The sequence below is a fragment of the Kribbella kalugense genome (assembly GCF_004365875.1).
In the GTDB taxonomy this organism is placed as follows: Bacteria; Actinomycetota; Actinomycetes; order Propionibacteriales; family Kribbellaceae; genus Kribbella; species Kribbella kalugense.
This window is the reverse complement of the sequence record NZ_SODF01000002.1, coordinates 1,698,951-1,725,142: the sequence shown is the minus strand read 5'-3', so window position 1 is coordinate 1,725,142 and position 26,192 is coordinate 1,698,951. Positions and strand designations below refer to the sequence as shown.

The 26,192-nt window shown below is 67.6% G+C and carries 26 protein-coding genes; 15 read left to right on the top strand and 11 right to left on the bottom strand.

Translation table 11 applies throughout. From position 1 onward, the window contains the following. Window positions 1-5: 5 nt before the first annotated feature. The 8 genes from EV650_RS26225 to EV650_RS26190 all read left to right on the top strand — a co-directional run bounded on the left by EV650_RS26225 (window position 6) and on the right by EV650_RS26190 (window position 10,607). The gene (locus EV650_RS26225) at window positions 6-1,388 is read left to right on the top strand and encodes a hypothetical protein (protein ID WP_238174458.1); all 1,383 of its coding nucleotides are present in this window, start codon (window positions 6-8) and stop codon (window positions 1,386-1,388) included. After that, window positions 1,388-2,203 carry a hypothetical protein gene (locus EV650_RS26220; RefSeq protein WP_134121651.1) on the top strand — a complete coding sequence of 272 codons (816 nt, stop codon included), beginning with the start codon at window positions 1,388-1,390 and terminating at the stop codon, window positions 2,201-2,203. The genes EV650_RS26225 and EV650_RS26220 overlap by 1 nt, the downstream gene beginning before the upstream one ends. Continuing rightward, the gene (locus tag EV650_RS26215) at window positions 2,191-2,943 is read left to right on the top strand and encodes a cytidylyltransferase domain-containing protein (RefSeq protein ID WP_238174457.1); all 753 of its coding nucleotides are present in this window, start codon (window positions 2,191-2,193) and stop codon (window positions 2,941-2,943) included. Before EV650_RS26220 ends, EV650_RS26215 begins: the two co-directional genes overlap by 13 nt. A 38-nt stretch (window positions 2,944-2,981) precedes the next feature. After that, window positions 2,982-3,818, top strand: coding sequence for a class I SAM-dependent methyltransferase (locus EV650_RS26210; protein ID WP_134121650.1), 837 nt, complete (start codon window positions 2,982-2,984; stop codon window positions 3,816-3,818). Window positions 3,819-4,066: 248 nt separating this feature from the next. Further along, entirely contained in the window at window positions 4,067-4,411 is a 345-nt protein-coding gene (locus EV650_RS26205; protein ID WP_134121649.1) for a DUF485 domain-containing protein, read from the top strand. Beyond that, the gene (locus EV650_RS26200) at window positions 4,408-6,045 is read left to right on the top strand and encodes a monocarboxylic acid transporter (RefSeq protein WP_134121648.1); all 1,638 of its coding nucleotides are present in this window, start codon (window positions 4,408-4,410) and stop codon (window positions 6,043-6,045) included. Before EV650_RS26205 ends, EV650_RS26200 begins: the two co-directional genes overlap by 4 nt. 193 nt (window positions 6,046-6,238) lie before the next feature. Further along, window positions 6,239-9,829, top strand: coding sequence for a discoidin domain-containing protein (locus EV650_RS26195; protein ID WP_134121647.1), 3,591 nt, complete (start codon window positions 6,239-6,241; stop codon window positions 9,827-9,829). 262 nt (window positions 9,830-10,091) lie between these two features. Then, on the top strand, window positions 10,092-10,607 hold the full coding sequence (locus EV650_RS26190) for a hypothetical protein (RefSeq protein ID WP_134121646.1): 516 nt from the start codon (window positions 10,092-10,094) through the stop codon (window positions 10,605-10,607). A gap of 77 nt (window positions 10,608-10,684) precedes the next feature. Here the strand turns inward: EV650_RS26190 and EV650_RS26185 are convergent, their stop codons facing one another. Then, complete coding sequence (locus tag EV650_RS26185) at window positions 10,685-11,722, bottom strand: ArsR/SmtB family transcription factor (RefSeq protein ID WP_134121645.1); 1,038 nt, start codon at window positions 11,720-11,722, stop codon at window positions 10,685-10,687. Between the two features lie 98 nt (window positions 11,723-11,820). Between EV650_RS26185 and EV650_RS26180 the strand changes: the two genes are divergently transcribed. After that, window positions 11,821-12,732 (top strand): SMP-30/gluconolactonase/LRE family protein, encoded by a 912-nt coding sequence (locus EV650_RS26180; RefSeq protein ID WP_134121644.1) that lies wholly within the window; start codon window positions 11,821-11,823, stop codon window positions 12,730-12,732. Here the strand turns inward: EV650_RS26180 and EV650_RS26175 are convergent. The 3 genes from EV650_RS26175 to EV650_RS26165 all read right to left on the bottom strand — a co-directional run bounded on the left by EV650_RS26175 (window position 12,729) and on the right by EV650_RS26165 (window position 15,558). Beyond that, complete coding sequence (locus EV650_RS26175; RefSeq protein ID WP_238174456.1) at window positions 12,729-13,037, bottom strand: MarR family winged helix-turn-helix transcriptional regulator; 309 nt, start codon at window positions 13,035-13,037, stop codon at window positions 12,729-12,731. The two genes, EV650_RS26180 and EV650_RS26175, sit on opposite strands and share 4 nt — an antisense overlap. After that, window positions 12,940-15,027: an asparagine synthase (glutamine-hydrolyzing) gene (gene asnB, locus EV650_RS41155; protein WP_238174455.1), complete on the bottom strand. Its 2,088-nt coding sequence runs from the start codon at window positions 15,025-15,027 to the stop codon at window positions 12,940-12,942. Before asnB ends, EV650_RS26175 begins: the two co-directional genes overlap by 98 nt. A gap of 90 nt (window positions 15,028-15,117) precedes the next feature. Next, window positions 15,118-15,558, bottom strand: coding sequence for a hypothetical protein (locus tag EV650_RS26165; RefSeq protein ID WP_134121643.1), 441 nt, complete (start codon window positions 15,556-15,558; stop codon window positions 15,118-15,120). A 50-nt stretch (window positions 15,559-15,608) separates the two neighbouring features. Between EV650_RS26165 and EV650_RS26160 the strand changes: the two genes are divergently transcribed. Further along, on the top strand, window positions 15,609-16,121 hold the full coding sequence (locus EV650_RS26160) for a DUF402 domain-containing protein (protein WP_134121642.1): 513 nt from the start codon (window positions 15,609-15,611) through the stop codon (window positions 16,119-16,121). Here EV650_RS26160 and EV650_RS26155 read toward each other — a convergent pair. The 3 genes from EV650_RS26155 to acs all read right to left on the bottom strand — a co-directional run bounded on the left by EV650_RS26155 (window position 16,118) and on the right by acs (window position 20,143). Next, window positions 16,118-17,506: an MFS transporter gene (locus EV650_RS26155; RefSeq protein WP_134121641.1), complete on the bottom strand. Its 1,389-nt coding sequence runs from the start codon at window positions 17,504-17,506 to the stop codon at window positions 16,118-16,120. The two genes, EV650_RS26160 and EV650_RS26155, sit on opposite strands and share 4 nt — an antisense overlap. Further along, complete coding sequence (locus EV650_RS26150) at window positions 17,503-18,096, bottom strand: winged helix-turn-helix domain-containing protein (protein ID WP_134121640.1); 594 nt, start codon at window positions 18,094-18,096, stop codon at window positions 17,503-17,505. The genes EV650_RS26155 and EV650_RS26150 overlap by 4 nt, the downstream gene beginning before the upstream one ends. A 115-nt stretch (window positions 18,097-18,211) precedes the next feature. After that, the gene (acs, locus tag EV650_RS26145; protein WP_134121639.1) at window positions 18,212-20,143 is read right to left on the bottom strand and encodes an acetate--CoA ligase; all 1,932 of its coding nucleotides are present in this window, start codon (window positions 20,141-20,143) and stop codon (window positions 18,212-18,214) included. Between the two features lie 286 nt (window positions 20,144-20,429). On the opposite strand from acs, the gene EV650_RS40455 reads away from it, so the two are divergent. After that, window positions 20,430-20,570, top strand: a complete 141-nt coding sequence (locus tag EV650_RS40455; protein ID WP_166678273.1) for a hypothetical protein — start codon at window positions 20,430-20,432, stop codon at window positions 20,568-20,570. A 42-nt stretch (window positions 20,571-20,612) separates the two neighbouring features. Here EV650_RS40455 and EV650_RS26140 read toward each other — a convergent pair whose 3' ends face one another. Together EV650_RS26140 and EV650_RS26135 are read right to left on the bottom strand one after the other, a co-directional pair. Beyond that, on the bottom strand, window positions 20,613-21,056 hold the full coding sequence (locus EV650_RS26140; RefSeq protein ID WP_134121638.1) for a MarR family winged helix-turn-helix transcriptional regulator: 444 nt from the start codon (window positions 21,054-21,056) through the stop codon (window positions 20,613-20,615). Window positions 21,057-21,123: 67 nt separating this feature from the next. After that, window positions 21,124-21,477: a winged helix-turn-helix transcriptional regulator gene (locus EV650_RS26135; protein WP_134121637.1), complete on the bottom strand. Its 354-nt coding sequence runs from the start codon at window positions 21,475-21,477 to the stop codon at window positions 21,124-21,126. 71 nt (window positions 21,478-21,548) lie between these two features. On the opposite strand from EV650_RS26135, the gene EV650_RS26130 reads away from it, so the two are divergent. Continuing rightward, entirely contained in the window at window positions 21,549-22,151 is a 603-nt protein-coding gene (locus tag EV650_RS26130; RefSeq protein ID WP_134121636.1) for an NAD(P)-dependent oxidoreductase, read from the top strand. Between the two features lie 129 nt (window positions 22,152-22,280). After that, window positions 22,281-22,955, top strand: coding sequence for an SIS domain-containing protein (locus EV650_RS26125; RefSeq protein ID WP_134121635.1), 675 nt, complete (start codon window positions 22,281-22,283; stop codon window positions 22,953-22,955). Between the two features lie 13 nt (window positions 22,956-22,968). On the opposite strand, the gene EV650_RS26120 is transcribed toward EV650_RS26125, so the two are convergent. Then, window positions 22,969-23,727, bottom strand: a complete 759-nt coding sequence (locus tag EV650_RS26120; RefSeq protein WP_134121634.1) for a GntR family transcriptional regulator — start codon at window positions 23,725-23,727, stop codon at window positions 22,969-22,971. Between the two features lie 199 nt (window positions 23,728-23,926). Here EV650_RS26120 and EV650_RS26115 point away from each other — a divergent pair, with 199 nt between their 5' ends. Continuing rightward, window positions 23,927-24,874: a glutathione S-transferase family protein gene (locus tag EV650_RS26115; RefSeq protein WP_134121633.1), complete on the top strand. Its 948-nt coding sequence runs from the start codon at window positions 23,927-23,929 to the stop codon at window positions 24,872-24,874. Here EV650_RS26115 and EV650_RS26110 read toward each other — a convergent pair. Next, the gene (locus EV650_RS26110; RefSeq protein ID WP_134121632.1) at window positions 24,867-25,448 is read right to left on the bottom strand and encodes a TetR/AcrR family transcriptional regulator; all 582 of its coding nucleotides are present in this window, start codon (window positions 25,446-25,448) and stop codon (window positions 24,867-24,869) included. The genes EV650_RS26115 and EV650_RS26110 overlap by 8 nt on opposite strands. A gap of 49 nt (window positions 25,449-25,497) precedes the next feature. On the opposite strand from EV650_RS26110, the gene EV650_RS26105 reads away from it, so the two are divergent. Continuing rightward, on the top strand, window positions 25,498-26,160 hold the full coding sequence (locus tag EV650_RS26105; protein ID WP_134121631.1) for a haloacid dehalogenase type II: 663 nt from the start codon (window positions 25,498-25,500) through the stop codon (window positions 26,158-26,160). The last annotated feature ends 32 nt before the right edge of the window (window positions 26,161-26,192 follow it).

Sequence of the window (26,192 nt, the reverse complement as noted above, 5' to 3'; positions counted from 1 at the left end):
TGGACGTGACCCGATCGAATCTGATCGGCGGAGAGATGCTGAACTGGTCGGATCTGCACCCGGGCGACGCCCGCCCCGCGGCTGCCGGACCCGCCGCGATCGCACTCCTGGCCGCCACCGTCCACCCGGAGGACTCCGTCCTGATCGCCGGCCCGCACGCCGTCGATGTCGTCACCGCTGTCGCCGACCGGGTGACGTCGGTGGACCTGCTCCTGCGCTCCGCCCCGGACGCCGAAGAGCTCGCCGAACTCCTGCACGACACCAAAGGCCAGGTCATCTGCGGATCCCTCGACCGCTTCGCGGTGGACGAGACGTACGACGTGGTGGTCGCGCTGGACGGCATCGATCGACTCGTCGGGCCGGACACGGCGGACTTCACCTGGTCCGAGGCACTCGACAGTCTCTACAGCCGCCTCGCGCCAGGCGGCCGTCTCCTACTCGGCGCCGAGAACGCTTTCGGCTTCCAGCGCCTGATCCAGCCGGACATCACCGCAGCTCTTCCGCGCGACGAGGACTGGGGCCGCGCTGTCACGGACCGCGCGCCGACCGGTCTCAAGCCCCTCCACACCGCCCTCCGAAACGTCGGTCTCGGTGCCACCTATGCGGTCTTCCCCTCACTTGTGCAGGCGGATGTTGCGCTGAGCACCGTCGACGGTTTCGCGGGCGTTGTCGCCGCACGAGCTGTTGCCGCACGCAACGACGGTCCCGTGCTGATGGATCCCTACCGCTTGGTCCTGGACGCCGCCGAAGCGGGGATGGCCTTCGAGCTGGCGCCGGCTTGGTACTTCGTCATCGGCACCGACTCACCCGAGGTGCTGCCCGAGGGCAGTGTCCCGACCGGGAACGGCGTACTCCTCGAGGAGTACCTGTTGGCAGCCCTGCGCTCGGACGATCAGGCGACGCTTCGGCGGATCATCCCTGACTACGTGGCCTGGCTGGGGACCGGTGGCGCTGGTTCGCCGGACAACGTGATTCTCGACGGGTCGTCGTACCGGCTGTTCGGGGCGGAGCAGGAGCTGGATGTCGTCGAGCACCTGGCGCGGTTCGCCAAGCGGGCGCTGGAAAGTGGCTCGCGGCAACCATGGCCCGCGGCCGCCGACCCGCACGCACTGACGGCACGGCTCGCGTCGATGGCCGGGATCACCGTGCCGGAGCAGGAGTTCAGGCCGGACGAGGTGGTCCGCCCGCGCGGCAGCGCCGAGCAGCTGACCACCGTCGCCCGCCTCGCCGACGAGCTGGCCCACGCCAGCGCCCGCGCGATTCTCTTCGAGGGCACGGTCAGCGGCATCCGCCGTTCGCTCCCGTACCGCGTCGGCCACGGCGTCCTCAACCCGGCCCGCGTCATCCGCCGCCGACTCAAACGAGTCCTGCGGAAGGTACGTCGCTGATGCACCACGCCAACCACTTCTACGGGCACGCCAACATCATGGCGACGTACGCCGGACTCTCGAAACCACCGCGGATCTGGGGCTACCTCCAGCACGGGTGGAACATCCTGGACGGGTTCGCACACGGCACGAACTTCGCGCCCGGGATGCCCAAGTTCGTCTGGTCCGACAGCGTTCGCCGGCGTGGCCATGCACTCGGCCTGCGCAACTATTCGGTGATCGGGTCGGTCTGGCTGTACTTGCTCAAGGTGCACCCGGAGCTCGCGACACCGGCGAAACGGGCCAAGGGCACCATTTTCTACCCGTTCCACGGCTGGGAAGGCCAGCACGTGCTCGGCGACCACGGCCGGATCGTTGCCTCGATCAACGAGCACGAGACCGGCCCGGTGACCGTCTGCCTGTACTGGAACGAGTACCAGCAGCCGGCCATCCGCAAGGTCTACGCCGGCGCCGGCTTCCGGGTCATCACGCACGGCTACCGCGGCCTGCATTGGCGCAAGACCGACGAGAAGTTCCTGGTCAAACAGCTCCGCGAACTGCGCAAGCACGAGCGGGTCGCCTCCAACCGGCTCAGCTCCGCGGTCCTGTACGGCGCCTCGCTCGGGCTGCAGCCCGGGGTTTACGGTGATCCCATGGTGCTGGAGAACGAGCACCCGTCGTTCGGCGGCCAGGCGCGGATCAAGCGGCTGTGGCCGGAGCTGGACCAGCCGTACGTCCCGCTCGCGGTCGCCCGTGAGTTCACCGATACCGAGCTAGGCGTCGACCACGTCGCAGGTCCGGCCGAGATCCGGGAGATGTTCCGATGGAACAGCTGAAGATTGGCATCATCACCCAGGTCCGGGTGACCAGCACGAGGTTGCCGGCCAAGGTGCTGCTGAGTGTCGCCGGCCGTTCGTACCTCGAGCACCATCTCGACCGGCTGAGCCGCACCGGCCTGCCGGTGATCGTCGCGACCACGACGAACTTCCACGACGACCTCGTCGTGCAGGTCTGCAAGGAGGACGGCATCCCGGTCTTCCGCGGCAGCGAGGACGACGTACTCAGCCGGTTCGCCGGGGCTGCCCGCGAGCACGAGCTGGACGCGATCGTCCGGGTGACGTCGGACTGCCCGCTGATCGACCCGGAGATCGTTGCCGCGGGCGTCGATCGGTGGCGGGCCGAGAACGACCCCGACCTCTACATCTCGAACTGCCTGGAGCGCACCTACCCGCGCGGCATGGACTTCGAGATCTTCTCCACCGCCCGGTTGTACGACGCGGAGGCGAAGGCCACGCTCAAGGCGGACCGGGAGCACGTGACGCCGTATCTGCACCAGAACCGGTCCGGCGAGATGCGGCTGCTGAACCTCCCGTGGTCCGGCGGCCCACATTCCAAAAACGCAGCGCAGTACCGGCTCACGCTGGACACCGCGGACGACTGGAAGTTGCTCGACGCCCTGATCGAGGAGTACGACGCGACCCGGCTCGGTTGCGCCGAGCTGGTCGCGATCCTGGACGCGCATCCGGAGCTGGCCACGCTCAACGCGCACATCGAGCAGAAGAAGCTCGGCGAGTAACGGTCCGCTCACGGGGTACTAAGGCATGATTTACCGTGATGACCACCAATGATCCAGCTGCGGAGTCCGGCGACGCCCCGGTGAACGGCGCTGATGCCGCGCGGGCGAAGTCGTTCGGCGCCGTCGCGGGCGCGTACGACCTGGGCCGGCCGACGTTCCCGGTCGAGGCGCTGAGCTGGATCCTCGGACCGGGCCGCGGGCTGCAGGTCCTCGATCTGGGCGCCGGCACCGGCAAGCTCGCCGCGGTCGCGGCCGGGCTCGGCCATGACGTGATCGCGGTCGACCCGTCGCAGGAGATGCTCGAGGTCTGCCGGCGCCGTTCCGGGATCGACACGATGGTCGGCGCCGCGGAGTCGATTCCGCTGGCGCACGCCTCGGTCGACGCGGTCATCGTCGGGCAGGCGTTCCACTGGTTCGACCACGCCCGGGCCCTGCCGGAGATCGCCCGGGTACTGCGGCCTGACGGCGTACTGGGCCTGCTCTGGAACAACGCGGACACCGTGGTCCCCTGGGTGCGCCGGATCTTCCAGGTGATCCAGGGCGACGACGTCCGTGGCAGCGACCGGTTCGACCCGGTGCCGATCCTCGACCAGTCGAACCTGTTCACACCGCCCGAGTCGTCCCGGTTCCGGCACTGGCACGACCTGAATCGGGAGGGCCTACGGCAGTTGGCCCAGTCGCACTCGCGGGTCGCCGTACTCAAGGACACCCGGCGTGACCAGGTCCTGGACCAGATCGAGCTGATCTACGAGCACACCGCCCGGCCGCCGGAGGCGTTGCGGATGCCGTACTTCACCGACTGCTTCCGGGCTCACCCGAGCGAGTTCGCCAACTACCGCCGTACCCTCGACGCGCCGGTAGCACCGCATCTCTAGAAACGTTTTGGTTGCGGTAGGGCGTGTCCGACACTCCAGCGCCGTAGCGAGCAGGTGCTCGGTGCGGTGCATCGGCGTGCGGGGGCGAAGGTCTCGATGCGGAGCATCGTGGCCTTTGCACCCGTGCGGCGAGGTGCCGTGCCGAGTGCCGCGCAGTAGGCGCTGGAGTGTCGGACACGCCCTAAGGGTCACAAACAGGCGACTTCCGGCTAACGTGCACCTGGTTCTAGTCCAAAAAAGGGGAACTCATGGACCAGGAAGTGGTGCGCGAGCGAGACGCCCGCGCCTATGAGGCGGTGCACGACGCGGCCGACTTCACCGAGCTCAAACGGCGGTACAAGAACTTCGTCGTACCGTGGACGATCGCCTTCATGGCGTGGTACCTGGCGTACGTCGCCTGCAACAACTGGGCCCGCGGCTTCATGAGTCACCGATTGGGCGGCAGCCACATCAACGTGGCGCTGATCTTCGGCCTGCTGCAGTTCGTGTCCACGTTCGTGATCGCCGCCGTGTACGGCCGGTTCGCCAACCGGAGGCTCGATCCGCTGGCCCACGGCCTGAACGCGAAGTACAAGAGGGAGCGCCGCCGGTGAACACGCTTCTGATCCCGCTCGCGACTGAGCCCGGCAACCGGGCGCTGACCATCTCGCTGTTCACCGCGGTCGTTGCCGTCACGCTGTACATCACCTGGTGGGCGTCCCGGCAGAACAAGACCGCGGCCGACTACTACGCCGGCGGGCGCTCGTTCACCGGCGCGCAGAACGGCCTGGCGGTTGCCGGTGACTACATGTCCGCGGCGTCGTTCCTCGGTATCTCCGGCCAGATCGCCCTCTACGGGTACGACGGCTTCCTGTACTCGATCGGGTTCCTGGTGGCCTGGCTGGTGGCGCTGCTGCTGGTCGCCGAGCTGCTGCGGAACTCGGGCCGGTTCACGATGGCGGACCAGCTCGCGTTCCGGATGAAGCAGCGGCCGGTCCGGACCGCGGCCGCGACCTCCACGATCGTGGTCTCGATCTTCTACCTGCTGGCCCAGATGGTCGGCGCCGGATCGCTCGTCGGCCTGCTGCTCGGGGTGAAGAGCGAGGGCGTGAAGGCGGCCGTCATCATCCTGGTCGGCGCGCTGATGATCGTCTACGTGACGGTCGGCGGCATGAGAGGCACCACCTGGGTGCAGATCGTCAAGGCCGTGCTGCTGATGGCCGGCACGGTCGTGATCACCTTCCTGGTGCTGCTGAAGTTCCACTTCAACATCTCCGACCTGCTCGGCTCGGCGGCGACGAAGTCCGGCCACGGCGAGTCGTTCCTGCAGCCCGGCCTGCTGTACGGCAAGGACCTCACCGGCCAGATCGACTTCCTGTCCCTCGGCCTCGCGCTCGTCCTCGGTACGGCGGGTCTGCCGCACATCCTGATCCGCTTCTACACCGTGCCGGACTCGCGATCCGCTCGGCGATCGGTGCAGTGGGCGATCGGGCTGATCGGCGTGTTCTACCTGATGACGCTGGCGCTCGGGTTCGGTGCGGCTGCACTGCTGAACACCGGCAAGGGTTCGGCGGTGGCTGAGTCGAAGGGCAATGTGGCGTCGCCGCTGCTGGCGGAGTCCGTCGGCGGCGGGGCCGGGTCGGTCGGCGGAGCGATCCTGCTCGCGCTGATCGCGGCGGTCGCCTTCGCGACGATCCTCGCGGTGGTGGCCGGTCTGACGCTGACCTCGGCGTCGTCGTTCGCGCACGACCTGTACGCGAACGTCATCGCCAAGACCAAGCCGAGCGAGAAGAGCGAGCTGCGGGTGGCCCGGTTCGCGGCCATCGGGATCGGCGCGGTCGCGATCGCCTTGGCCATCCCGGCGCAGAAGCTGAACATCGCGTTCCTGGTCGCGCTGGCCTTCGCGGTCGCCGCCTCGGCGAACCTGCCGGCGCTGCTGTTCAACCTGTTCTGGAGGCGGTTCAACACCTCCGGCGCGGTCTGGAGCATCTACGGCGGGCTGATCTCGGCCGTCGTACTCGTGGTGTTCTCGCCGGTGGTGTCCGGCAAGCCGACGTCGATGATCACCGGCGCCGACTTCGCCTGGTTCCCGCTGTCGAACCCGGGCATCGTGTCGATCCCGCTGGGCTTCCTGTTCGGCGTCCTCGGCACGTTCCTCGGCCGGGACCGGTCGAGCGAGACCCGCTACAACGAGCTCTCGGTTCGCGCGCTCACCGGCGCGGGCGCGGAGGGTCCCGGCAAGCACTGACGCAACTCCCGAAGGGCCGGCTCGCAGACCGCGAGTCGGCCCTTTCTGCGTCATGAACCGTTGACGCTCGCGTAGTCGTGCCGTAACAATGAGCCAGCGTCGCGCAAGAAATGAGCAAAGTAGAGAAAGTTCCGGACCTTCGCGTGGCGCTTGCTACCCCTGCCTCCTCATCACCCGCCCACCAGGAGAGGCCATGCGTATCCCGAAATGGCGGCTGCCGGTCGCCTTGCTCGCTGCGAGCCTGGCGCTCGCAGCGAGCCCACTCATCCACCCGACGGGGGCCGGCACCGCGTCGGCCGCCGTACTCGCCGGAACCAACCTCGCCGCCGGCAAGACCGCCTCGGCCAGTAGCAGCACCCAGAACTACGCCGCGTCGAACGTGACCGACGGCAACCAGGGCAGCTACTGGGAGAGCGCGAACAACGCGTTCCCGCAGTGGGTCCAGGTCGACCTCGGCTCCTCGGTCGCGACCAACCAGGTCGTCCTCAAGCTGCCGACCGCCAACTGGGGCGCCCGCGACCAGACCCTCGCGGTCCAGGGCAGCACCGACGGGCAGAACTTCACCGACCTGTCTGCTTCCGCGGCACGCACATTCAGCCCGCCGAACAACACCGTGACCGTCAACTACGGCACCGCCACCATGCGGTACGTCCGGGTCCGGATCACTGCAAACACCGGCTGGCCGGCTGGGCAACTGTCCGAGCTCGAGGTCTACGGGCCGGCGACCGGTGACGGTCAGGCTCCCACCGCCCCGGGCAACCTGGCCTTCACCGAGCCCGGCGCCGGGCAGATCAAACTCACCTGGAGCGCTTCGACCGACAACGTCGGGGTCACCGGGTACGACGTCTACGCGAACGGACAGCTCCGGACCAGCGTGGCCGGCAACGTGCTCACGTACACCGACAACCAGTCGGCCAACGTGTCCGTGGCGTACTTCGTCCGCGCGAAGGATGCTGCTGGCAACCAATCGCCGAACAGCAACACGGTCACCCGGAACGGCAGCGGCGGCCCGGGCAGCAACCTCGCACTGCACAAGCCGATCACCGCGTCCGGGTACACGTTCACCTACGTGCCGGCCAACGCGAACGACGACGACGTGACGACGTACTGGGAGGGCAACGCCAACCCGGCCACGCTGACCACGCAACTCGGCGCGAACGCAGACCTCAGCTCGATCGTGATCCGGCTCAACCCGGACGCGGCCTGGGGACCGCGGACGCAGACGTTCTCGATCCTCGGCCGGGAGCAGAGCTCCTCGACCTTCACCACGATCGTTCCGTCGGCCGGCTACGACTTCAACCCGTCGAGCGGCAACAGCGTGACGATCCCGGTCAGCGCGCGGGTGGCCGACGTACGGCTGAACTTCACCGGGAACACCGGTGCACCGGCCGGACAGGTCGCCGAGCTGCAGGTGCTCGGAGTACCGGCGCCGAACCCGGACCTCACGCTCTCGAACGTGTCCTGGACCCCGACCGCACCGGTCGAGACCGACACAATCACGGTCCGCGCGACAGTCAACAACGGCGGTACGGCGGCCTCCACGGCGACCGACGTCAACTTCTACCTCGGTGCCACCAAGGTCGGTACGGCGCCTGTCGGCGCACTCGCAGCCGGCGCGTCGACGACAGTCAGCGCGTCCATCGGTGCCCGGGACGCGGGCAGCTACACGCTCAGCGCGAAGGTCGACGAGGCCAACTCGGTGATCGAGCAGAACGACGGCAACAACAGCGCGAACGCTTCCGGGCCTCTCGTGGTGACACCGGTGGCGAGCTCGGACCTGATCGCGTCGGCGGTGAACTGGACGCCGGGCAACCCGTCGGCCGGTAACTCGGTCGCCTTCTCGGTCGCGATCAAGAACCAGGGCAGTGTCGCCTCGGCGTCTGGTGCGCACGGGATCACGCTCACGGTTCTGAACGGATCGTCCGTGGTCACGACGCTAACCGGTAGCTACAACGGGTCGATCGCCGCCGGTGCGACGACTCCGGCTGTTGCTCTCGGCAACTGGACGGCTGCCAACGGCCGCTACTCCGTGAAGGTTGTCCTCGCGGACGACACGAACGAGCTGCCGGTGAAGCGGACCAACAACACCAGTGAACGGCCGTTCTTCGTGGGCCGCGGCGCGAACATGCCGTACGACCACCAGGAGGCCGAGGACGCCGCGGTCGGCGGCGGTGCATCCGTCATCGGTCCGAACCGCACCATCGGCGACCTGGCCGGTGAGGCGTCCGGACGTCGCGCGGTCACGCTCGGCTCCAACGGCTCGTACGTCGAGTTCACCACGCGGGCCAGCACGAACACGCTCGTCACCCGGTTCTCGATGCCGGACGCGTCGGGCGGCGACGGCCAGACCTCGTCGATCAGCGTGTACGTCAACGGCACCTTCGCCAAGACGTTGCCGCTGACCTCGAAGTACGCCTGGCTGTACGGCGCGGAAGCCTCGCCGAACAACTCGCCGGGGTCGGGACCCGCGCGGCACATCTACGACGAGGCCAACCTGATGCTCGACCAGACCTACCCGGCCGGGACCAAGATCCGGCTGCAGAAGGATCCGTCGAACAGCCTGACCTACACGATCGACTTCGTTGACACCGAAGCGGCGACGCCGATCGCCAACCCTGGCACGGGATTCGTCACGCCGGCCGGGTTCAGCCAGCAGGACGTGCAGAACGCGCTCGACAAGGTGCGGCAGGACAGCACGCTGCAGGGTGTCTACCTGCCGGCCGGTGACTACGACACGTCGTCGAAGTTCCAGGTGTACGGCAAGGCGATCAAGATCGTCGGCGCCGGACCTTGGTTCACCCGGTTCCACGCGCCGACCACGCAGGACAACACCGACATCGGATTCCGGTCCGAGGCGTCGGCGAACGGATCGACGTTCAGCGGGTTCGCGTACTTCGGCAACTACACCTCGCGAATCGACGGTCCTGGGAAGGTCTTCGACTTCTCGGGTACGGCGAACATGACCATCGACAACATCTGGGTCGAGCACATGGTCTGCATGTACTGGGGTTCCAACACCGACACGTCGACGATCAAGAACTCGCGGATCCGCGACACGTTTGCCGACGGCATCAACATGACCAACGGCTCGTCCGGCAACACGGTCAGCAACAACGACGCCCGGTCCACCGGCGACGACAGTTTCGCGCTCTTCAACGCCACCGACAACGGTGGTGGAGAAGTCCGGGACAACGTCTTCGAGAACCTGTCGGCCGCGCTGACCTGGCGGGCCGCCGGCTTCGCGGTGTACGGCGGGACGAACAACATCTTCCGCAACCTGTACGCCGCGGACATGCTCACCTATCCCGGGATCACCATCAGTTCCCTGGACTTCGGCATTCCGATGAACGGATTCGGGGCGACACCGCCGACGGTCTTCGAGAATGCTTCGGTGGTGCGGTCCGGTGGGCATTTCTGGGGCAACCAGGCCTTCCCCGCGGTGTGGATCTTCTCGGCCTCGAAGATCTTCCAGGGGATTCGCGTGAATGATCTCGATGTGGTCGATCCGACGTACAGCGGAATCATGTTCCAGACCAACTACGTCGGCGGCCAGCCGCAGTTCCCGGTCGCGGACACCGTCTTCACCAACACGACGATCTCCGGAGCCCGCAAATCCGGCGACGCCTTCGACGCCAAGTCCGGCTTCGGCCTCTGGGCCAACGAACTCCCCGAACCCGGCCAAGGCCCAGCCGTAGGCTCCGTAACCTTCAACAACCTAACCCTCACCAACAACGCCGAAGACATCCACAACACCACCAGCACCTTCACCATCAACCGCAACTAACAACAACGGAGCCGCCGGAGGACTCACCCCTCCGGCGGCTCCGCCATTCGCGGACCAAGCTCGTCCACCGTCCGGTGAGCTACCCAGCCAACTTCCGCAAGACTCCAGTCCCACGGCAACACCACCATAACCCCTTGTTTTACGGGCGTCTGACGCTCTTCCTGATCTGCCCCACACTGCCCCGATCTGCCCCGGCGTCACACCCGCCACCCAGTCCTCGCACGTGTGAAGCTCGACCCTTGCCACCCAACAAGGCGGGGAAATGCCAATCCACGTATTCGTCGACGAGATCAAATCCAAGGGCTTTCTGATGGCTGCCGCACGCTGCCCAGCGGGCGAGGTCGCCGTTCATCGCAAGGCACTGAGAGGACTTCTGCTACCAGGCCAGGAACGTCTGCACTTCCGCAACGAGAGCGTGCAGCGACGCAAGCGGATCCTCAAACTCTTGACCGACTTTCACCTGCTGGTCGACATCTACGTCGTCGCTCAGAACACTCACGGGGCTCGTCGACGCTGCCTCGAGGCCATCGTCCGGGACAGTGCGGACTCCGCCGAGCGGCTTGTAGTCGAGCGGGACGAGTCGACGTACGAGCACGACCGCCGCTGCCTCCGCGAGGCCGCACGGCGTTTCGGCTGTCACGAATCGTTGCGCTGGGATGTGCTCGTCGCCAAGTCGGACCCGCTGCTCTGGATCCCGGACGCCATCGCCTGGAGTTGGATCCGAGGAGGCGCTTGGAAGGCGGCGGTCGCGCCGTTCTGTCAGTTGAGGGAGCTCTGACAGCGCGAAACCCGGCTCGTCCACCGTCCGGAGGGCTGCCGGGTTCACTTCCGGGGGACTCCTGTCCCTCGGCAAGATCAACTGTAGCCGGATTCTTTGGTGGTGCGGCGTGAATTTGCGATCTGCCCCGGGATGCCCCCGGATGCCCTGGTTAGGAAGGGGTGGGCTGTGGGGGTTAGGGAGTGGAGGGCGGTGCCTTGGGTTCGGTGGGTGGTGATTAGGCCGGCGGCGCGGAGGACTCGGGTGTGGTCGGAGGTGGAGGCGAGGGAGATGCCTACGCGGCGGGCTAGTTGGGTTGTGGTGGCGGGGTGGGTGAGGGCTCGGAGTACGGCGGCTCTCGTGCGGCCGAGCAGGTCCGCCAGGGCATCCGCGGTCTCGGAGTCGGTGGTGGCGGCTGGGTCGGCGGTGGGGAGTTCGGCGGAGGGGTAGACGAGGACAGGGCGACGGTCCGGGACATCCAGGAACAGACAGCTGGAGGTCAGGGGTGACGGATAGAGCTCCAGTCCGCGACCGCCTAGCTGGATATCAACCTGAGGGAGATCGAGGGGGCCGTGGGTGGTGAGGGTTGGGGTGGCCCAGGTTATGTCGGGGTGTAGGGCGGAGAGGAGGGTGTCGAGGCCGCCGTGGAGGAGGGCGTGGGTGCGGATTCCTAGGTCTGCGCCGTAGCGGCTGTTGAGTTCGGCCGACGACGGGATCAGGACCTGCTGGTGGAAATCGCGGACCGCGACGCCCAGCGCACGCCGGGATCCGGCGCGGCCGTCGAGGAGGCCTTGCATGTAGCGGTCGATCCCGGGCGGTAGCCATGGCTCGAGTTCGGCGCGGATGACCTCGGCCGGCGTGTCCATCAGCGCCTCGATTGCCGGGTCGAGTCCGTCCCCCGACGTCTCCGGGAGCAGGAAGTCCGGGAACATCCCGGTCGGCGAGATCAATTTGAACAGTGGGCGCATCGAGCCCTGCACCCGAGGTGCCGCCGTACGCCGCCAACGCCGGGCAACCGGCGACATCGATCGGGCACCCAGCGCGCGGGCCGCGAGCACCGCCTCCCAGAGCGGCTGCGGTTCGGTGCGGAACGTGACCCGGCCGAGGTCTGCCGCGGTGAAATGGACCCGGATCATCTCTCGATTGTGACGGCTGGGAGCTCATCCCGGCAGACCTCTTCGGTCCAGGCCGAATCCCGTCGCGATAGGAAGTCGCACCCTCGCAACCTGACCCGATGAAACGTCTGGCAGTCCTCACCGCCCTGGTCCTAGCCACGACACCGGCAGTCGCAGAGGCCGGAGCCGTCCATCGACCGACGCAGTACGTCGTCTCGACCACCCCCGGCGAGACCCTCGAGGGGATCGCGGTGACGCCCAGCGGCACGATGTACGTCACGAGCGTCGGCACCGGCGCCGTCTACCGCGGCACCACCCACTCATCCCGCCTCAGCCAATTTCTTCCCGCCGGAAGCGATGGCCGCACCTCCGCGACAGGCATCCACGTCGACCGCTGGGGCCGCGTCCTCATCGCCGGCGCGAACACCTCCAAGCTCTTCCTGTACGACGCTCGCGGCCGACTACTCGCTGTCCGAAAGGCCGCGGACGGCTCGTATCTGAACGATTTCACGATCACCCGCGACGCCGTCTACGTCACCGACTCGACCCACAACCAGATCTGGCGAGCACCGCTCACCCACGACGGTCTCGGCGAGCTCGAACCCTGGATCACCCGCGCCCAGATCCAGCCCACGCCGTACTACCTCAACGGCATCGTGACCGACGGCCGCGTCCTCCTGGTCGGCGAGCAGGGCCAGGACGTCACGTACCGAATCGACCTACGTACCAAGGAAGTCCGCGTCCTGGACGTGTCCAACGGCATCCTGTCCGGCGACGGCTACCTGCTCGAAGGACACAAGCTGTACGCCGTCTACAACGCCGGCGGCGGCAAGTACGTCACCAGGCTAGCGGTCCTGAACCACGACCTCACAAAGGCGACCCTGATCGCGGACTCCAGCCCCGGTGCAGCAGGCGCGACACCGACGACGATCGCCCGCGACCACGGCCGGCTCCTGTGGGTCAACAGCCAACTCGACGTCGCCCCGGGAACACCGCCGTACACCGTGACCGTCGTACCCGGACTGAGTTAGAGGCCGTCAGTAATGCGGGACAGAGCTTCGCCGGCCTTGAGGACCAGAGCCCGGTCGGGTTCGTCGAGGCGGCTGAGGAGGATGGCGAGTTCGTCGGCGGCCTGGCGGCCAGACGCCTCGACGGTGGACGCGCCGGCCTCGGTAAGGACGACGGCAGTGGCCCGGCCATCGACCGGGTCCGGCTCCCGGCGTACCAAGCCTGCCTGCTCAAGCGTCGCGACCGTCGTGGTCGCGGTGGGCTGGGAGCACGGGACCCGCGCGGCGATCTCGCCGATCCGGATCGGTTGCTCGTCGGCGATCAGCATCAGCGCCAGGAACTGCGTCGGGTGCAGGAGCGTCGTGGTCCTGCTCCGGCGCAGATGCCTGACGATCCGGTGCATGCTGACCAGGAGTTGCAATGCCTCCTGCGCCAAGGTGATCACCTCCGTCGGGAAGCGCCATCCTGGCACAGGGCACCAAACATCGCCTACCGCGGAACTCTGATATCGGGGTGATACAGGTCCAGCCAGGTCGCCAGCGACAGGGTCTGTTCCAGCTGACGACGCGCCGTTCCGTCAGCCGCTCGACGCCCTTCCGATCGACCAGTTCGAAGACCGGATGGCGGTCGGCGAGCAGACCACGGACCTGATCTGCCAGCGCCTCGACGTACGCCGGATCCTGCGTCTGCGGGTACGGCGACTTGCGCCGATCCACCACCGACTGGGGCAGTACGTCGCGGGTCGCCGCCCGCAACAGACTCTTCTCGTACCCGTCGAACGTCTTCAGCGACCACGGCGTGTTGTAGACGTACTCGACCAGCCGGTGGTCGCAGAACGGGACCCGGACCTCCAGCCCGACCGCCATGCTCATCCGGTCCTTGCGGTCGAGCAGGATCCGCACCATCCGGGTCAGGTGGAGATAGCAGACCTTCCGCATCGCCCACTCCTCGTCGGACTCCCCCTCGAGCCGCTCGACCTCGCTCACGGCCGCGGCGTACTGCTCGCGCAGGTGACCGCCGAGATCGAGCCGCTTCAGGATCTCCTTGCGGAGCACGTGGACCTGCCCGGTCTGCCGACGCGACGCCATGTACGCGATCCACGGGAACATCGCCCGGTTCCGCACCTCGGCGTCGTGGAACCACAGGTACCCGCCGAACACTTCGTCCGCCGACTCGCCCGACAACGCGACGGTCGACTGCTCCCGGATCGCCGAGAACAGCAGGTACAGCGAGTTGAAGATGTCACCGCCGAGCGGCGCGTCGTTCGCCCGGACCACCTTCCGCCGGATCTCCGGATCGGTGAGGGTCGCGTTGTCCAGCACGATGTCCGAGTGCTGCGAGTGCACCAGGTCGGCGACGTCGTGCACGTACGGCGTGTCCGGCGTACCGCGGAGCTCGGACGGCTGGAAGTTCTCTTCCTGGCCGACGAAGTCGACCGAGAAGCTGCGGACCTTCCGGCCGTCCTCCGCCAGCTGACCGGCCGCGAGCGCGGTGATCGCGCTGGAGTCGAGCCCACCGGACAACAGAACACACCGCGGTACGTCGGCCACCAGCTGCCGGCGGGTGATGTCGTCGAGCAGCTCGCGGATGTGCGCGATCGACGTACCCCGGTCGTCGACGTGCTGCTTGGTCTCGAGCCGCCAGTACGTACTGCGGTGCACGCCGGCCCGATCGACCGTCACGACGGTGCCCGGCTCGACCTCGAACATCCCGGCCCACAACGACCTGCCGGGCGTCTTCGACATCGTGAACAGCTCCCGCAGCCCGTCCGCCTCGACAACGGCCGGTACGGCGGGATTCGCCAGGATCGCCTTCGGTTCTGAGCCGAACAGCACCCCGTCCGCGGTCGGGTAGTAGAAGAACGGCTTGATGCCCATCCGGTCGCGGACCATCACCAGGGTCTCGGTCCGCGGGTCCCAGATGGCCAGCGCGTACATCCCGTTCAGCCGTTCGGCGAACGCCGTACCCCACTCGAGATACGCGCGCAGTACGACCTCGGTGTCCGAGTCGGTCGTGAACGAATGCCCGCGGCGGCGAAGCTCATCACGCAGCTCGGTGTAGTTGTAGACCTCACCGCTGTAGACCATCCCGAGGGTGACCGTCCGCCCGTCGTGCTCGACCTCGGTCGTCATCGGCTGCTCGCCGCCCGGAAGGTCGATGACCGCGAGTCTGCGATGCCCGAGCGCGACGTGCCGCGCGTACCAGGTCCCTCTCGCATCCGGTCCGCGGCAGGACATCGTCTCGGTCATCGCATCGACGACCTCGCGCTCCTCGTCGAGGTCATGCCGGTAGGCCACCCACCCGGTGATGCCACACATACGGTCTCCTCTCCCGAGATACATTCCACTCCAATGTATTTCTCGCGGAGAGTGACACAAGCGCTCGCTTCCGTGAGCAACCTCTCAAGCTCAGAGGTGTACGGCGACAACGCCGAGCGCGAACGCCAGTCCGGCGAGACCGAGCATCGTCGTGGCGAGGATGATCAACCTGCGCTGAAGCGCCGGGAGTTCGGCCGCGGTCGCGAAGACCCGCTGCGGCCAGTGCCGCCAGGAGACGTACCAGAAGATGCCGCTCGCGATCAGCAACAGAACACCTTTGACCGCATGGATCCACCAGTGATCGCTGTCGATCGCCAGCATCGCCAAGCCGGTGACCGCGATCGCGCCGATCAGCCCGATCACCTTCCACCGGTTGCCTGAGGCAATCACTGCGGTCAGCTGCTCGCGACCATCCTGATCCGCCCCGAAGTACCGCTTCAACTTGGGCTGAACCACGAACAACGAGTAGGCCATCCCGCCAACCCACGCAGCGGCCAGCCCGGCATGAATGATCGCAAGCACAGCCGTCATGGGTACGAAGGTAAGCCCCCGCCGGGTGCACGACCTTATAACCTGCGGGCATGGCCGCCACCGAGAAAGTTCAGGTACTTCACCGCAGTGGGCAGTGGTGTCCCGGACGGCAGATCGGGGAGGTTGTCGCTTATGACGTGCGGATTCTGCCGAGGTACCAGGTGGCCGGGCGGCCGACCGTTGATCGCAGTTACCTGCTGCTCGACGAGGGTGTCCAGCTGACCAAGCCCGCGGTCTTCGAGGGTGCGATCGAAGGTTGGTGGTACGTCGACCTGGTCGAGATCGAGCACACCGACGCGGGCCTCGTCGTCCATGACGTGTACGTCGACTTCCTGATCCCGCCTGCGGTGGATCGCTATCAACTCTTGGATCTGGACGAGCTGGCCGACGCGGTCCGCGACGGACAGTTGACGCCTGCTCAGTGCGCGACCGTCCTTGATAACACCCAGCAATTCATCAACCGCTATCTCCGCAGGGCCGAGGAAGGACCGATCGGTCCGCAGTACGAGTTCCCGCCGGCCGGCGTCACGACCCTCGAGTCACTGCCGTCGTTCCTCGACTAGGCGGGTACTGATTCGGGGGTGCGGGTTTGGCGGTTCATGCCGCGGAAGCTGGGGATGAGGGCCGGGGCCATGGTTGCGGCGAAGTAGGCGAAGCCGACTACCAGGTGCGCCGGGGCCAGGCCGATGCCGCTGACCAGCACGCCACCCAGGACCGCGCCCAGTGGCATCAGTGACCAGGCCAGGGAGCTCGTCAGAGCCGTGACGCGGCCGACCATCGCGCGCGGGATGCGCTCGAACTGCACGGCGCCCAGCACGGGGTTCAGGAAGCCGGACGAGACTCCGCCGATCACGCACATCGCGAGGATCGCCCACACCGGGGCGCCCACCGCGAACAGGATGAATCTCGGCAGACCGGTGATCAGGAAGGCGACCAGGTACGTCGCGAACCGTGGCAGGCGGGTCCCGTACGCCGCAGCCACGACCGAGCCGAGCATCGACGCGCCGCCCCAGACCGCGAAGACCAAGCCGACCGCGCCAACCCCCGCGCCGGAGTCACGCGCCCAGACCGGCAGCAGAACCCCGGACCACGCCATGTCGAGCAGGTTGGTCACAGCCACCATCACGCACAAGCTCATCAGTACGGCGTCACCACGAAGGAACCGCCACCCATCCCGCAACTCCGCAACATACGACGAGCGCTCACCGTCGGGCGACCGCGGTCCGGCGGCGACCGCCTCGACCGCGTCGAACGACTCGGCGGCGACTGGCTCGACCGCCTCCGGCCGGCTGCGGACCTGGTCCGTCAGGCCGCGGACTTGGTCCGTCAGGCTGCGTGTCGTGAAGACGAGTACGACGGCGCACACTGCGAACGAGACCGCGTCGACGGCGACGGCGTTCGCGGCGCCGACGGTGGCGACCAGGCCGCCCGCGATGGCAGCGCCGATCATTGTCGCGCCGCGTTCGATAGCTGAGGAGAGGCCGGTCGCCCGCTCGTACGGTACGTCGGCCCGCTCGACGAGGGCCGGGATCAGAGCCGTGGTTGCCGCGTCACCCGGACCACGAAGTGCGCCGGCGGCCGCGACCAGGACGAGCAGGATCGGGAACGTGAGTGCACCCGTGTGATGCAGCAGCGGGATGAGCCCGACGACGAGGAACGAAAGCATGTCAGCGGTGATCGCCATCCGGCGCGGCCCGACCCGGTCGACCAACGGCCCGCCGAACGCCTTCAGCAGCACCATCGGGGTGATCTCGGCGAACGCGACGAGTCCGGTCCGCGTCGGGGATCCGGTGGTGGTCAGCACCAGCCACGGAATCGCGATCATCGAAACCCGAGTGCCGAGCAGCGAGATCGCCTGCGCAGTCAGCCAACCGTAGAGCGGGACCCGCCGCCCGGCGCCCGACTGTCCGGCGGGCTGATCGGCGAGGCGGGTGTCCGGGGTGCTCATTCGTCCTCTCCCTCGAGGACGACGGTGCCCGGGCGTGGGAACGCGTTCAGGTTGACCACGAAATAGCCACTGCCGGCTGTGTCCTCGCCGTCGTCGCCTTCCTCGTGCCAGTCTTCGATCACCTTCGCCAGCGCGTCGGTCAGCTGCTCGGCGCGCTTCGGCGTCAGCCGCAGGTGCCAGTCGCTGATCGTGCTCGCGTCCTGCCACTGCTCGGGGAGGTACCGGCGTTCCTCGACGTGCTGCATCAGCGTCTCGGTGTACAGCAGCGCGACGGTATGCAGGTAAGCCTCGGCGCTCTCCGCCTCCTCCTCGGTCGTACGGGACCTGAGATCGGCCCGAGTGCTCTCGTGCGCCGCCTTCCACCAACGGTCCCGGGCGTCGCCCCGCTCGGTGTCCTCGGCGATGAAGCCGTGCTCGGCCAACTGCCGCAGGTGGTACGACGCAGCACCGGTGTTGAGCTTGAGCTGCTGCGCCAACTGGGTCGCCGTCGCCGGCCCCTCGAGCCGGAGCAGCATCAGCATTTTCAGCCGGGTCGGGTGCGACAGCGCGCGGAGCCCACCGGCGGACGGAGTGATCGCGGACGAAGCCATAACCACAACATATCTTTGCAAAGAGCTGTTTGCAAAGACTTCTGTGCAGTTTCCGCCCGGAACAGCAGAAGGCCCCCGGAGCACACCTCCGGAGGCCTTCTGTTCAGGACGCGGGTCAGTCCTCGGACTTGCCTGCTTCCAGGTTGGTCTTGATCAGATCCATCACGGTGGAGTCGGCGAGGGTGGTGACATCACCGACCTCGCGGTTCTCGGCGACGTCCCGGAGGAGGCGGCGCATGATCTTGCCCGACCGGGTTTTCGGGAGCTCCGAGACGACCATGATCTGGCGCGGCTTCGCGATCGGGCCGATCTCCTTCGCGACGTGGTTGCGAAGCTCCTGTACGACGTCCGGTCCGCCGTCGCCGGCCTCGGACCGCAGGATCACGAACGCCGCGATCGCCTGCCCGGTGGTCGGGTCGGAGGCGCCGACGACAGCGGCCTCGGCCACCTTCGGGTGCGACACCAGCGCGGACTCGATCTCGGTCGTCGACAACCGGTGACCCGACACGTTCATCACGTCGTCGACCCGGCCGAGCAGCCAGATGTCGCCGTCCTCGTCCTTCTTGGCACCGTCGCCCGCGAAGTACACGCCCGGCCAGCGCGACCAGTACGTGTCCTTGAAGCGCTGGTCGTCACCCCACAGCGTGCGCAGCATCGCCGGCCAGGGCTTGGTGATCACCAGGTAACCGCCGGAGCCGTCCGGCACCGACTTGCCCGCGTCGTCGACGACATCCACGCTGACACCCGGGATCGCCTTCATCGCGGCACCCGGCTTGCCGGACGTCACGCCCGGCAGCGGCGAGATCATGTGCATGCCGGTCTCGGTCTGCCACCAGGTGTCGACGACCGGCGCCTTGTTCCCGCCGATGTTCTCCCGGTACCAGATGTAGGCCTCCGGGTTGATCGGCTCGCCGACCGACCCGATCACCCGGAGCGTCGACAGGTCGAACTTCTCCGGGATCTCCTTACCCCACTTCATGAACGTGCGGATCGCGGTCGGCGCGCAGTACAGGATCGACACCTTGTACTTCTGCACGATCTCCCACCAGCGACCCTGGTGCGGGGTGTCCGGAGTGCCTTCGTACAGGACCGAGGTGGTCGCGTTCGCAAGGGCGCCGTACACGATGTAGCTGTGTCCGGTGACCCAGCCGATGTCGGCGGCGGTCCAGTAGACGTCGGTGTCCGGCTTGAGGTCGAAGACGCCCCACTGCGTGTACGACGTACCGACGAGATAGCCGCCGGTGGTGTGCAGGATGCCCTTCGGCTTGCCCGTGCTGCCCGACGTGTACATCACGTACAGCGGGTGCTCGGCGTCGAACGCCTCCGGCGTGTGCTCGGTCGACTGCTTGCCGACGAAGTCCTCCCACCAGAGGTCGCGGCCGTCGGCCATCTCGGTCTCCTGGCCGGTGCGCTTCACGACGAGCACGTTGCGCACGTCGGGGCAGTCCACCAGCGCGGCGTCCACAGCCGGCTTCAGCGCGGCCGGCGCACCGCGGCGGTAACCGCCGTCGGAGGTGATCACGACGCGGGCGTCGCAGTCCAGGATCCGGTCCTTCAGCGCCTCGGCCGAGAAGCCGCCGAAGATCACCGTGTGCGGGGCACCGATCCGGGCGCAGGCGAGCATCGCGACCACGGTCTCGGGGATCATCGGCATGTAGATCGCGACGATGTCACCGGGCTTGACGTTCAGCTCGAGCAGCGCGTTGGCGGCCTTGCTGACCTCGTCCTTGAGCTGGGCGTACGTGATCTCGCGGGTGTCGCCGGGCTCACCCTCGAAGTAGTACGCGACCTTGTCGCCGAGACCGTTCTCGACGTGCCGGTCCACACAGTTGTACGCCGCGTTCAGCTTGCCGTCGGCGTACCACTTGGCGAACGGGGCATTGCTCCAGTCGAGCGTCTCGGTCGGCTCGACGGCCCAGGTCAGCCGCTTCGCCTGCTCGGCCCAGAACCCCTCGAAGTCGGCCGCGGCGCGGTCGTAGGCGTCGGCCTTGAGGTTCGCGTTCGCCGCGAGCTCGGCGGGCGGATCGAATCGGCGCTCCTCGTGCATCAGGTTCGACAGTGCCTCTGACTGGGCCCCTGACTCTGACTCTGGCTGGGCTCCGGCCTGGGGTGGCTCTGCATTCGTCACGTCGACGACTCCTCATCGCTGGCTTCGGCGCGCTGGAGCGCCCGGCTACCTTTCTACCAACGCTCACCCTGCCACGGAACCGGGGTATCGCCGAGTCGTTTCGAATCTGCGCCGAACAGGGCGGATTCCGGGTCCGGCGGACAGACAATCCGTCGTACGACGGAACCATCCGTGTGGACCGTGCATCGGACCTCATGTGAACCCGATGCAGCCGACCGCCCAGACGCCGACGCCACTGGCCGAAGAAGGCCGGAAGATCTCCCGGGCCGCCCGCCGCCGCGTCCACGCCCGCGAACTGCGCGTCCGCCGTACCCAGCGGGCCGCCCGCGCCCAGCTGCCGATCTGACCCGGCCTACTGTTCCGACCCGGCCTACAGCTCTGGCCCGGTCTACTGCTCCTGGTGGTAGGTCAGTAGCTTGCCGAGGATCGTCGCCAGGCGGGCACGGTCCGTAGCCGACAGCGGCGCGAAGATCTCCTCCTGCGCCTTGCCGACCAGGTTCGTCAGCCGCTTGTGCTGCCGCTTCCCGGCGGTCGTGATCGTGATGATGTTGCGGCGGGCATCGGCCGGGTCCGGGCTCCGTTCGACGTACCCGTCGCTCTCCAGTTCGTTGAGCGCGGCAACCACATCGCTCCGGTCGATGGAGCTGCGCCGCCCGAGTGCCGCCTGACTGGCCGGCCCGAACTCGACCAGCGTCGCCAGCAACCGGAAGTGGTACGTACGCGCACCTCCGGCGGCGAACCGCTCGGTGACGATTCGTTGCGCCTGGGCCGCGCTCTGGGTCAGCAACCAGCTCGGCAACTGAGTCAGGGCGGTCGGTGTCTGCTCGTCCACTCGCGCAGTCTAAGCGGTCACGGGTCCTCGTCGCCGGTTCTGTCGCCGACAGCAACGTTGGTGCGACCTACGATTCGCGCGCATCCAGGAGCTCGTCCCAGTGCTCCTCGGCCCAGCTGCAGAATGTCCGCAGCGGTTCGAGCAGGCTGCGGCCGAGGCCGGTCAGCTCGTACGTGACCCGCCGTACCGGCTCGGCGTACTCCGTCCGCCGGATGAACCCGTCTCGCTCCAGCGACCGCAGCGACTGGGTCAGCATCTTCGGACTGATCCGGGCCAGCGGCACCCGCAACTCGGAGTACCGGCGTGGACCGTCCTCCAGACAGCGCAGCACCATGCCCGCCCACTTGTCGCCGCCGATCCGGAACGGCAGCAGCGACGACGGGCAGATCTCCTCGAACATATCCGCTCGGAGCGCCTCCATACCCACCACGGTATCCAATCGGTAACCACGCTCCCTCCTACCGTCGCCATACCCATTCCAAGGAGGTTGCAGTGAGCAAGATCCTGATAATCGGAGCCCACGGCCGAGCCGGCCGCGCGGCGGTGTCGGAAGCACTGACTCGCGGTCACGAGGTCATCCAGGTCGCACGTACGGCGGGCGGCGAGTTGGTCGTCGGGGACGTGACTGATGCGGATCGGATCGCCGAGCTGGCGAGCGGTCAGGACGCGGTGGTCGCGGCGGTGTACGACGGCGGGACCGACCCGGCCGTGTTCTTCCCGGCGGCGGCGCGGGCGCTGGTCGACGGCTTGTCGAAGGCCGGCGTGAACCGGCTGGTGTGGGTCGGACTGGCATCGATCCTGCCGACCGCCGATGGGACCTTGCTGATGGACACCGAGGGCTATCCGTCGGAGTACCGGTCGTTCTTCCTGGCGCATCAAGCGGCGCTGGAGGTATTCGCGGCCTCGTCGCTCGACTGGGTCTCGATCGCGCCGACCGGGGACTTCGATCACGCCGATCCCGCCCGGAAAGGTACGTACCGGGTCGCGCCGGCGGATGCTCATGAGGTGATTTCGTACGCCGACCTCGCGATCGCCCTCGTCGACGAGGTAGACCACCCGGCCCACCATCGCGCGGCGATCGGAGTGGTCGCCTAGGCGCTCTTTGCGGAAACAAATTCGCACCTGCTGGCAGAAATGTTCCGCAAAGCGATCCCGTGCATGTCAGGGGTAGTGGTCTAGATGGGTGTCTCGCGGCGTACGGCGGCCGGGCGATAGGTTTCTGGCATGGCTGGGGCTGAGGAGTACTTGGGGAAGGCGTTGGCAGTCGCGCACCAGGCGGCCGAGACGCAACTGGGAGCGATCCGGGTGGCGGCGGGGTTGGTCGCGGATGCGCTCGCCGGCGGGAAGCGGTTCTGGGTGTTCGGGACCGGACACAGCCACGCGCTGGCCGAGGAGGTGTACGGGCGCGCCGGCGGACTGGCCGACGTACGCGCGATCCTCGAACCAGGACTCATGCTCCACGAGGGCTTGCAAAAGAGCTCGCTCCTCGAGCGGCTCCCCGGACTGGCCTCGGTCCTGCTGGAGATCAATCAGCTGGAGTCCGGCGATGTCGTACTGATCGCATCGAACTCCGGCCGGAACGCCGTACCCGTCGAGTTCGCCCTCGGCGCCCGCGAACGGGGCGCGCAGGTGATCGCTCTGACGTCGATGGCGCACTCTTCGTCGACCACATCCCGCGCCCCCAGCGGCCAACGCCTCTTCGAAACGGCAGACGTCGTCATCGACAACTGCGGCGTACCCGGCGACGCCATGATCACCGTCCCCAACACCCCCGAACCCACCGGCGCCACCTCCACCATGATCGGCGCCATGCTCCTCCAAGCCCTCACCGTAGAAGTCGTCACCCGCCTCTCAGACCGAGGCCAAACCCCCAACGTCCTACGCAGCCTGAACGTGTAGCCCCAGCAAACGCTCAGGTGGCGCGGTAGGCGACGGTTATGTCGTAGCGGTCTGAGCGGTAGATGGAGCGGCCGAATTCGATCACCTGGTCGGCGGCCGTTCGAGGGGCCGAGGTGATGATCAGGCAGGGGGTGGACTTGTCGATCTCGAGGAGTTCGGCGTCGCCGGGCTCGGGTGGGGCGGCGACGATGGAGGCGGAGACCATGCCCAGGGTTACGCCGTACCGGGTGGAGAGCTCGGCGTACAGCGACTTCTCGGCGAAGTCGATCTCGTCGAGGCCGGGGTAGCGCTGCAGGGAGAGGGTGGTGCGTTCGATCGCCATCGGGTCGCCGTCGGCGGTGCGGAGGCGGACCAGGTGCAGGACGGGGGTGCCGATCGGTTCCTCGAGCTCGCGGGCGAGGTCCTCGTCGGCGGCGCCGACGCGGTGCTCGAGCACCTTGGCGCCGGGGTGGATGCCGCGGTTGATCATGTCCTGGCTGAACGACGACGCCAGCATCCGGGACGGGCGCGGCTCGGCGACGAAGGTGCCGCCGCCCGGGCGCCGGTTGGCCAGGCCCTCGGCCACGACCCGGTCCACTTCCTGACGCACCGTCATCCGCGCCACGCCGAAGCGCTCGGCGAGGACGCGCTCGGACGGCAGCACGGTGCCGACGGCCAGCGAGCGGGTGAGGTTCTCCAGAATCTCGCGAATCTGGTCACCCTTCGGACGATCCGTCCGCAGCTCGGTGGGGAGCTCGGCGAGGTCGCCTGGGTTGTTCCGTGGGCGGGCCATGAGGTCAGTATCCCTGGGAATCTGCCCGGCAAACCGGTTGCCGGGGAACGCGGGCCGCGGTGTTTCTTACCGCGCAAGGCGCCCGCGACCGCATCGTCACGAACGACCTTGTCAGCCCGACTGTAACGTCCGTTGCCGCCTTACGGCCAGTGACGATCCACAGGCTCAGCCAATTGTCAGCGGAGGTAGTTTTATCGTTATGACCCCCGGACAGTTCGTGCAGGAGACGTCGACGGCCGGCGAGTGGAAGCGGCAGGGCAACCGATTCACCGGCCGGATCAGCCGGGACTCGAGTTCGGCGCCCGGCGAGGGTCCGGACGACCAGGGCCGTTGGCCGGTCGAGCCGGGGCGGTACCGGCTGGTGGTGAGCCTGGCCTGCCCGTGGGCGCACCGGTCCGTCATCGTGCGCCGGCTGCTCGGTCTGGAGGACGCGATCAGCCTGGCGATCGTCGACCCGATCCGCGACGAGCGCGGCTGGCGGTTCACCCTCGACCCGGACGGCCGCGATCCGGTGCTCGGCATCAGCTTCCTCTCCGAGGCGTACCTGCGCACCGATCCGGCGTACGACGGACGCGTGACCGTGCCCGCGATCGTCGACACGCTGACCGGCGAGGTGGTCACCAACGACTACCCGCAGATCACGCTCGACCTCTCCACCGAGTGGACCGACTTCCACAAGCCCGGCGCACCGCAGTTGATCCCGGCCGACCGCGCCGAGATGGACCAACTGATCGACGAGATCTACCGCGACGTGAACAACGGCGTCTACCGCTGCGGCTTCGCGACCAGCCAGGAGGCCTACGAGGAGGCGTACGACGCCCTGTTCGCGAGGCTCGACGTACTCGAGGAGCGCCTCGCAGACCGTGAGTACCTGCTCGGCGACACGCTTCGTGAGGTGGACATCCGGCTGTTCACGACGCTGGTCCGCTTCGACGCGGTGTACCACGGGCACTTCAAGGCCAACCGGCAGAAGCTGACCGAGTTCCCCAACCTCTGGGCGTACGCGCGCCGGCTGTACCAGCTCCCGGGATTCGGCGACACGGTCGACTTCGACCAGATCAAGCGGCACTACTACGTCACGCACGACAACATCAACCCGACCGGCATCGTCCCGAAGGGACCGGATCCGCGAGTCTGGATCAGCTAGCCAGCGCAGCCAGTGCCGCGGTGATCGCGGACCGCAACTGCGCCCGCGTCGCGCCCGACCGCGAGCGCAGGTTCACCGCGTACGCGAGCAGGGTCAGCATCTCCGCCGCACCCTCGACCTCGACCCCGGAACGCAGCTCCTCGTTGCTCTGAGCAACCTTCAGCGCGGCGGCCAATGAATCCCGCAGTACGGCGTGATGCTCGGCGAGGACCGCCCGTACGGCGTCCGGCGGGTTCTCGGCGTTCGCGTTCGACATCATGCAACCCCAGCCGGCGTACTCGCCCGACAACCGCAGCCGCAGCAACCGGTCGAAGAACGCGGCCACCGCCGCCATCCCCCGCCCGTCCGCGGCCAACTGGTCGAACATCGGCCGGGACCGGTGCTCGAGGTACCGCCGGGCCGCCGCCGCATACAGGTCGTCCTTGCCGCCGAACGCGTTGTAGAGGCTCGACCGGCTCAGCCCGGTCGCCGCGACCACGTCCTGGATCCCGGTCGCCGCACTCCCGCGGCGCCAGAACAACTGCTCGACGGTGGCGAGTGCCTCGGCCTCGTCGAAGTGTTTGACATCCGGCATACCCAGCATCATATCTTGGAACGACTGATCCAAGATATGAGGAGTCGTGATGATCGACGTACTGCTGCTCGACGTCAACGAGACGCTCACGGACATGGAGTCTCTGCGGGACGATTTCGAGGCGGTGGGACTGCCTCGGCACAGCCTCGATGCGTGGTTCGCGGCGACGCTGCGGGACGGGCTGGCGCTGACCGCGGCCGGTGCGTACGCCGATTTCCGCGAACTGGCGCGCGAACTCCTGGAGGCGCAACTCGTCGCCGCCGGGATCGAGCCGAGCGACGAGAAGATCGCGACCGTGCTGTCCGGGTTCACCCGACTGTCCCTGCATCCCGATGTCGAACCAGGGCTCCGGCGCGTCCATGAGGCCGGCGTGCGCATCGTCACGCTGACCAACGGCTCGGTAGCGATGTCCGAGAAGGTCTTCACCGACGCAGGGATCATGCCGTTCCTCGAGAACCGGCTCGATGTGTCGACGCCGCAGCGCTGGAAGCCGCACCCCGACGCCTACCGGTACGCCGCTGAGGTGTGCGGAGTGCCCGTCGATCGGATGGGGCTGGCCGCGGTCCATCCGTGGGACATCGACGGTGCCCGCCGGGCCGGACTGCAGGGGTTCTACATCGATCGGCGGAACACGCCGTATCCGAAGGCATTCCTCGCGCCGGACCTCGTCGTACCCGATTTCGAAGGCCTCGCCGCAGCGATCACCAGGTAGAATCCGCTACTGGGTGTGCCGGGAAGTCTGGT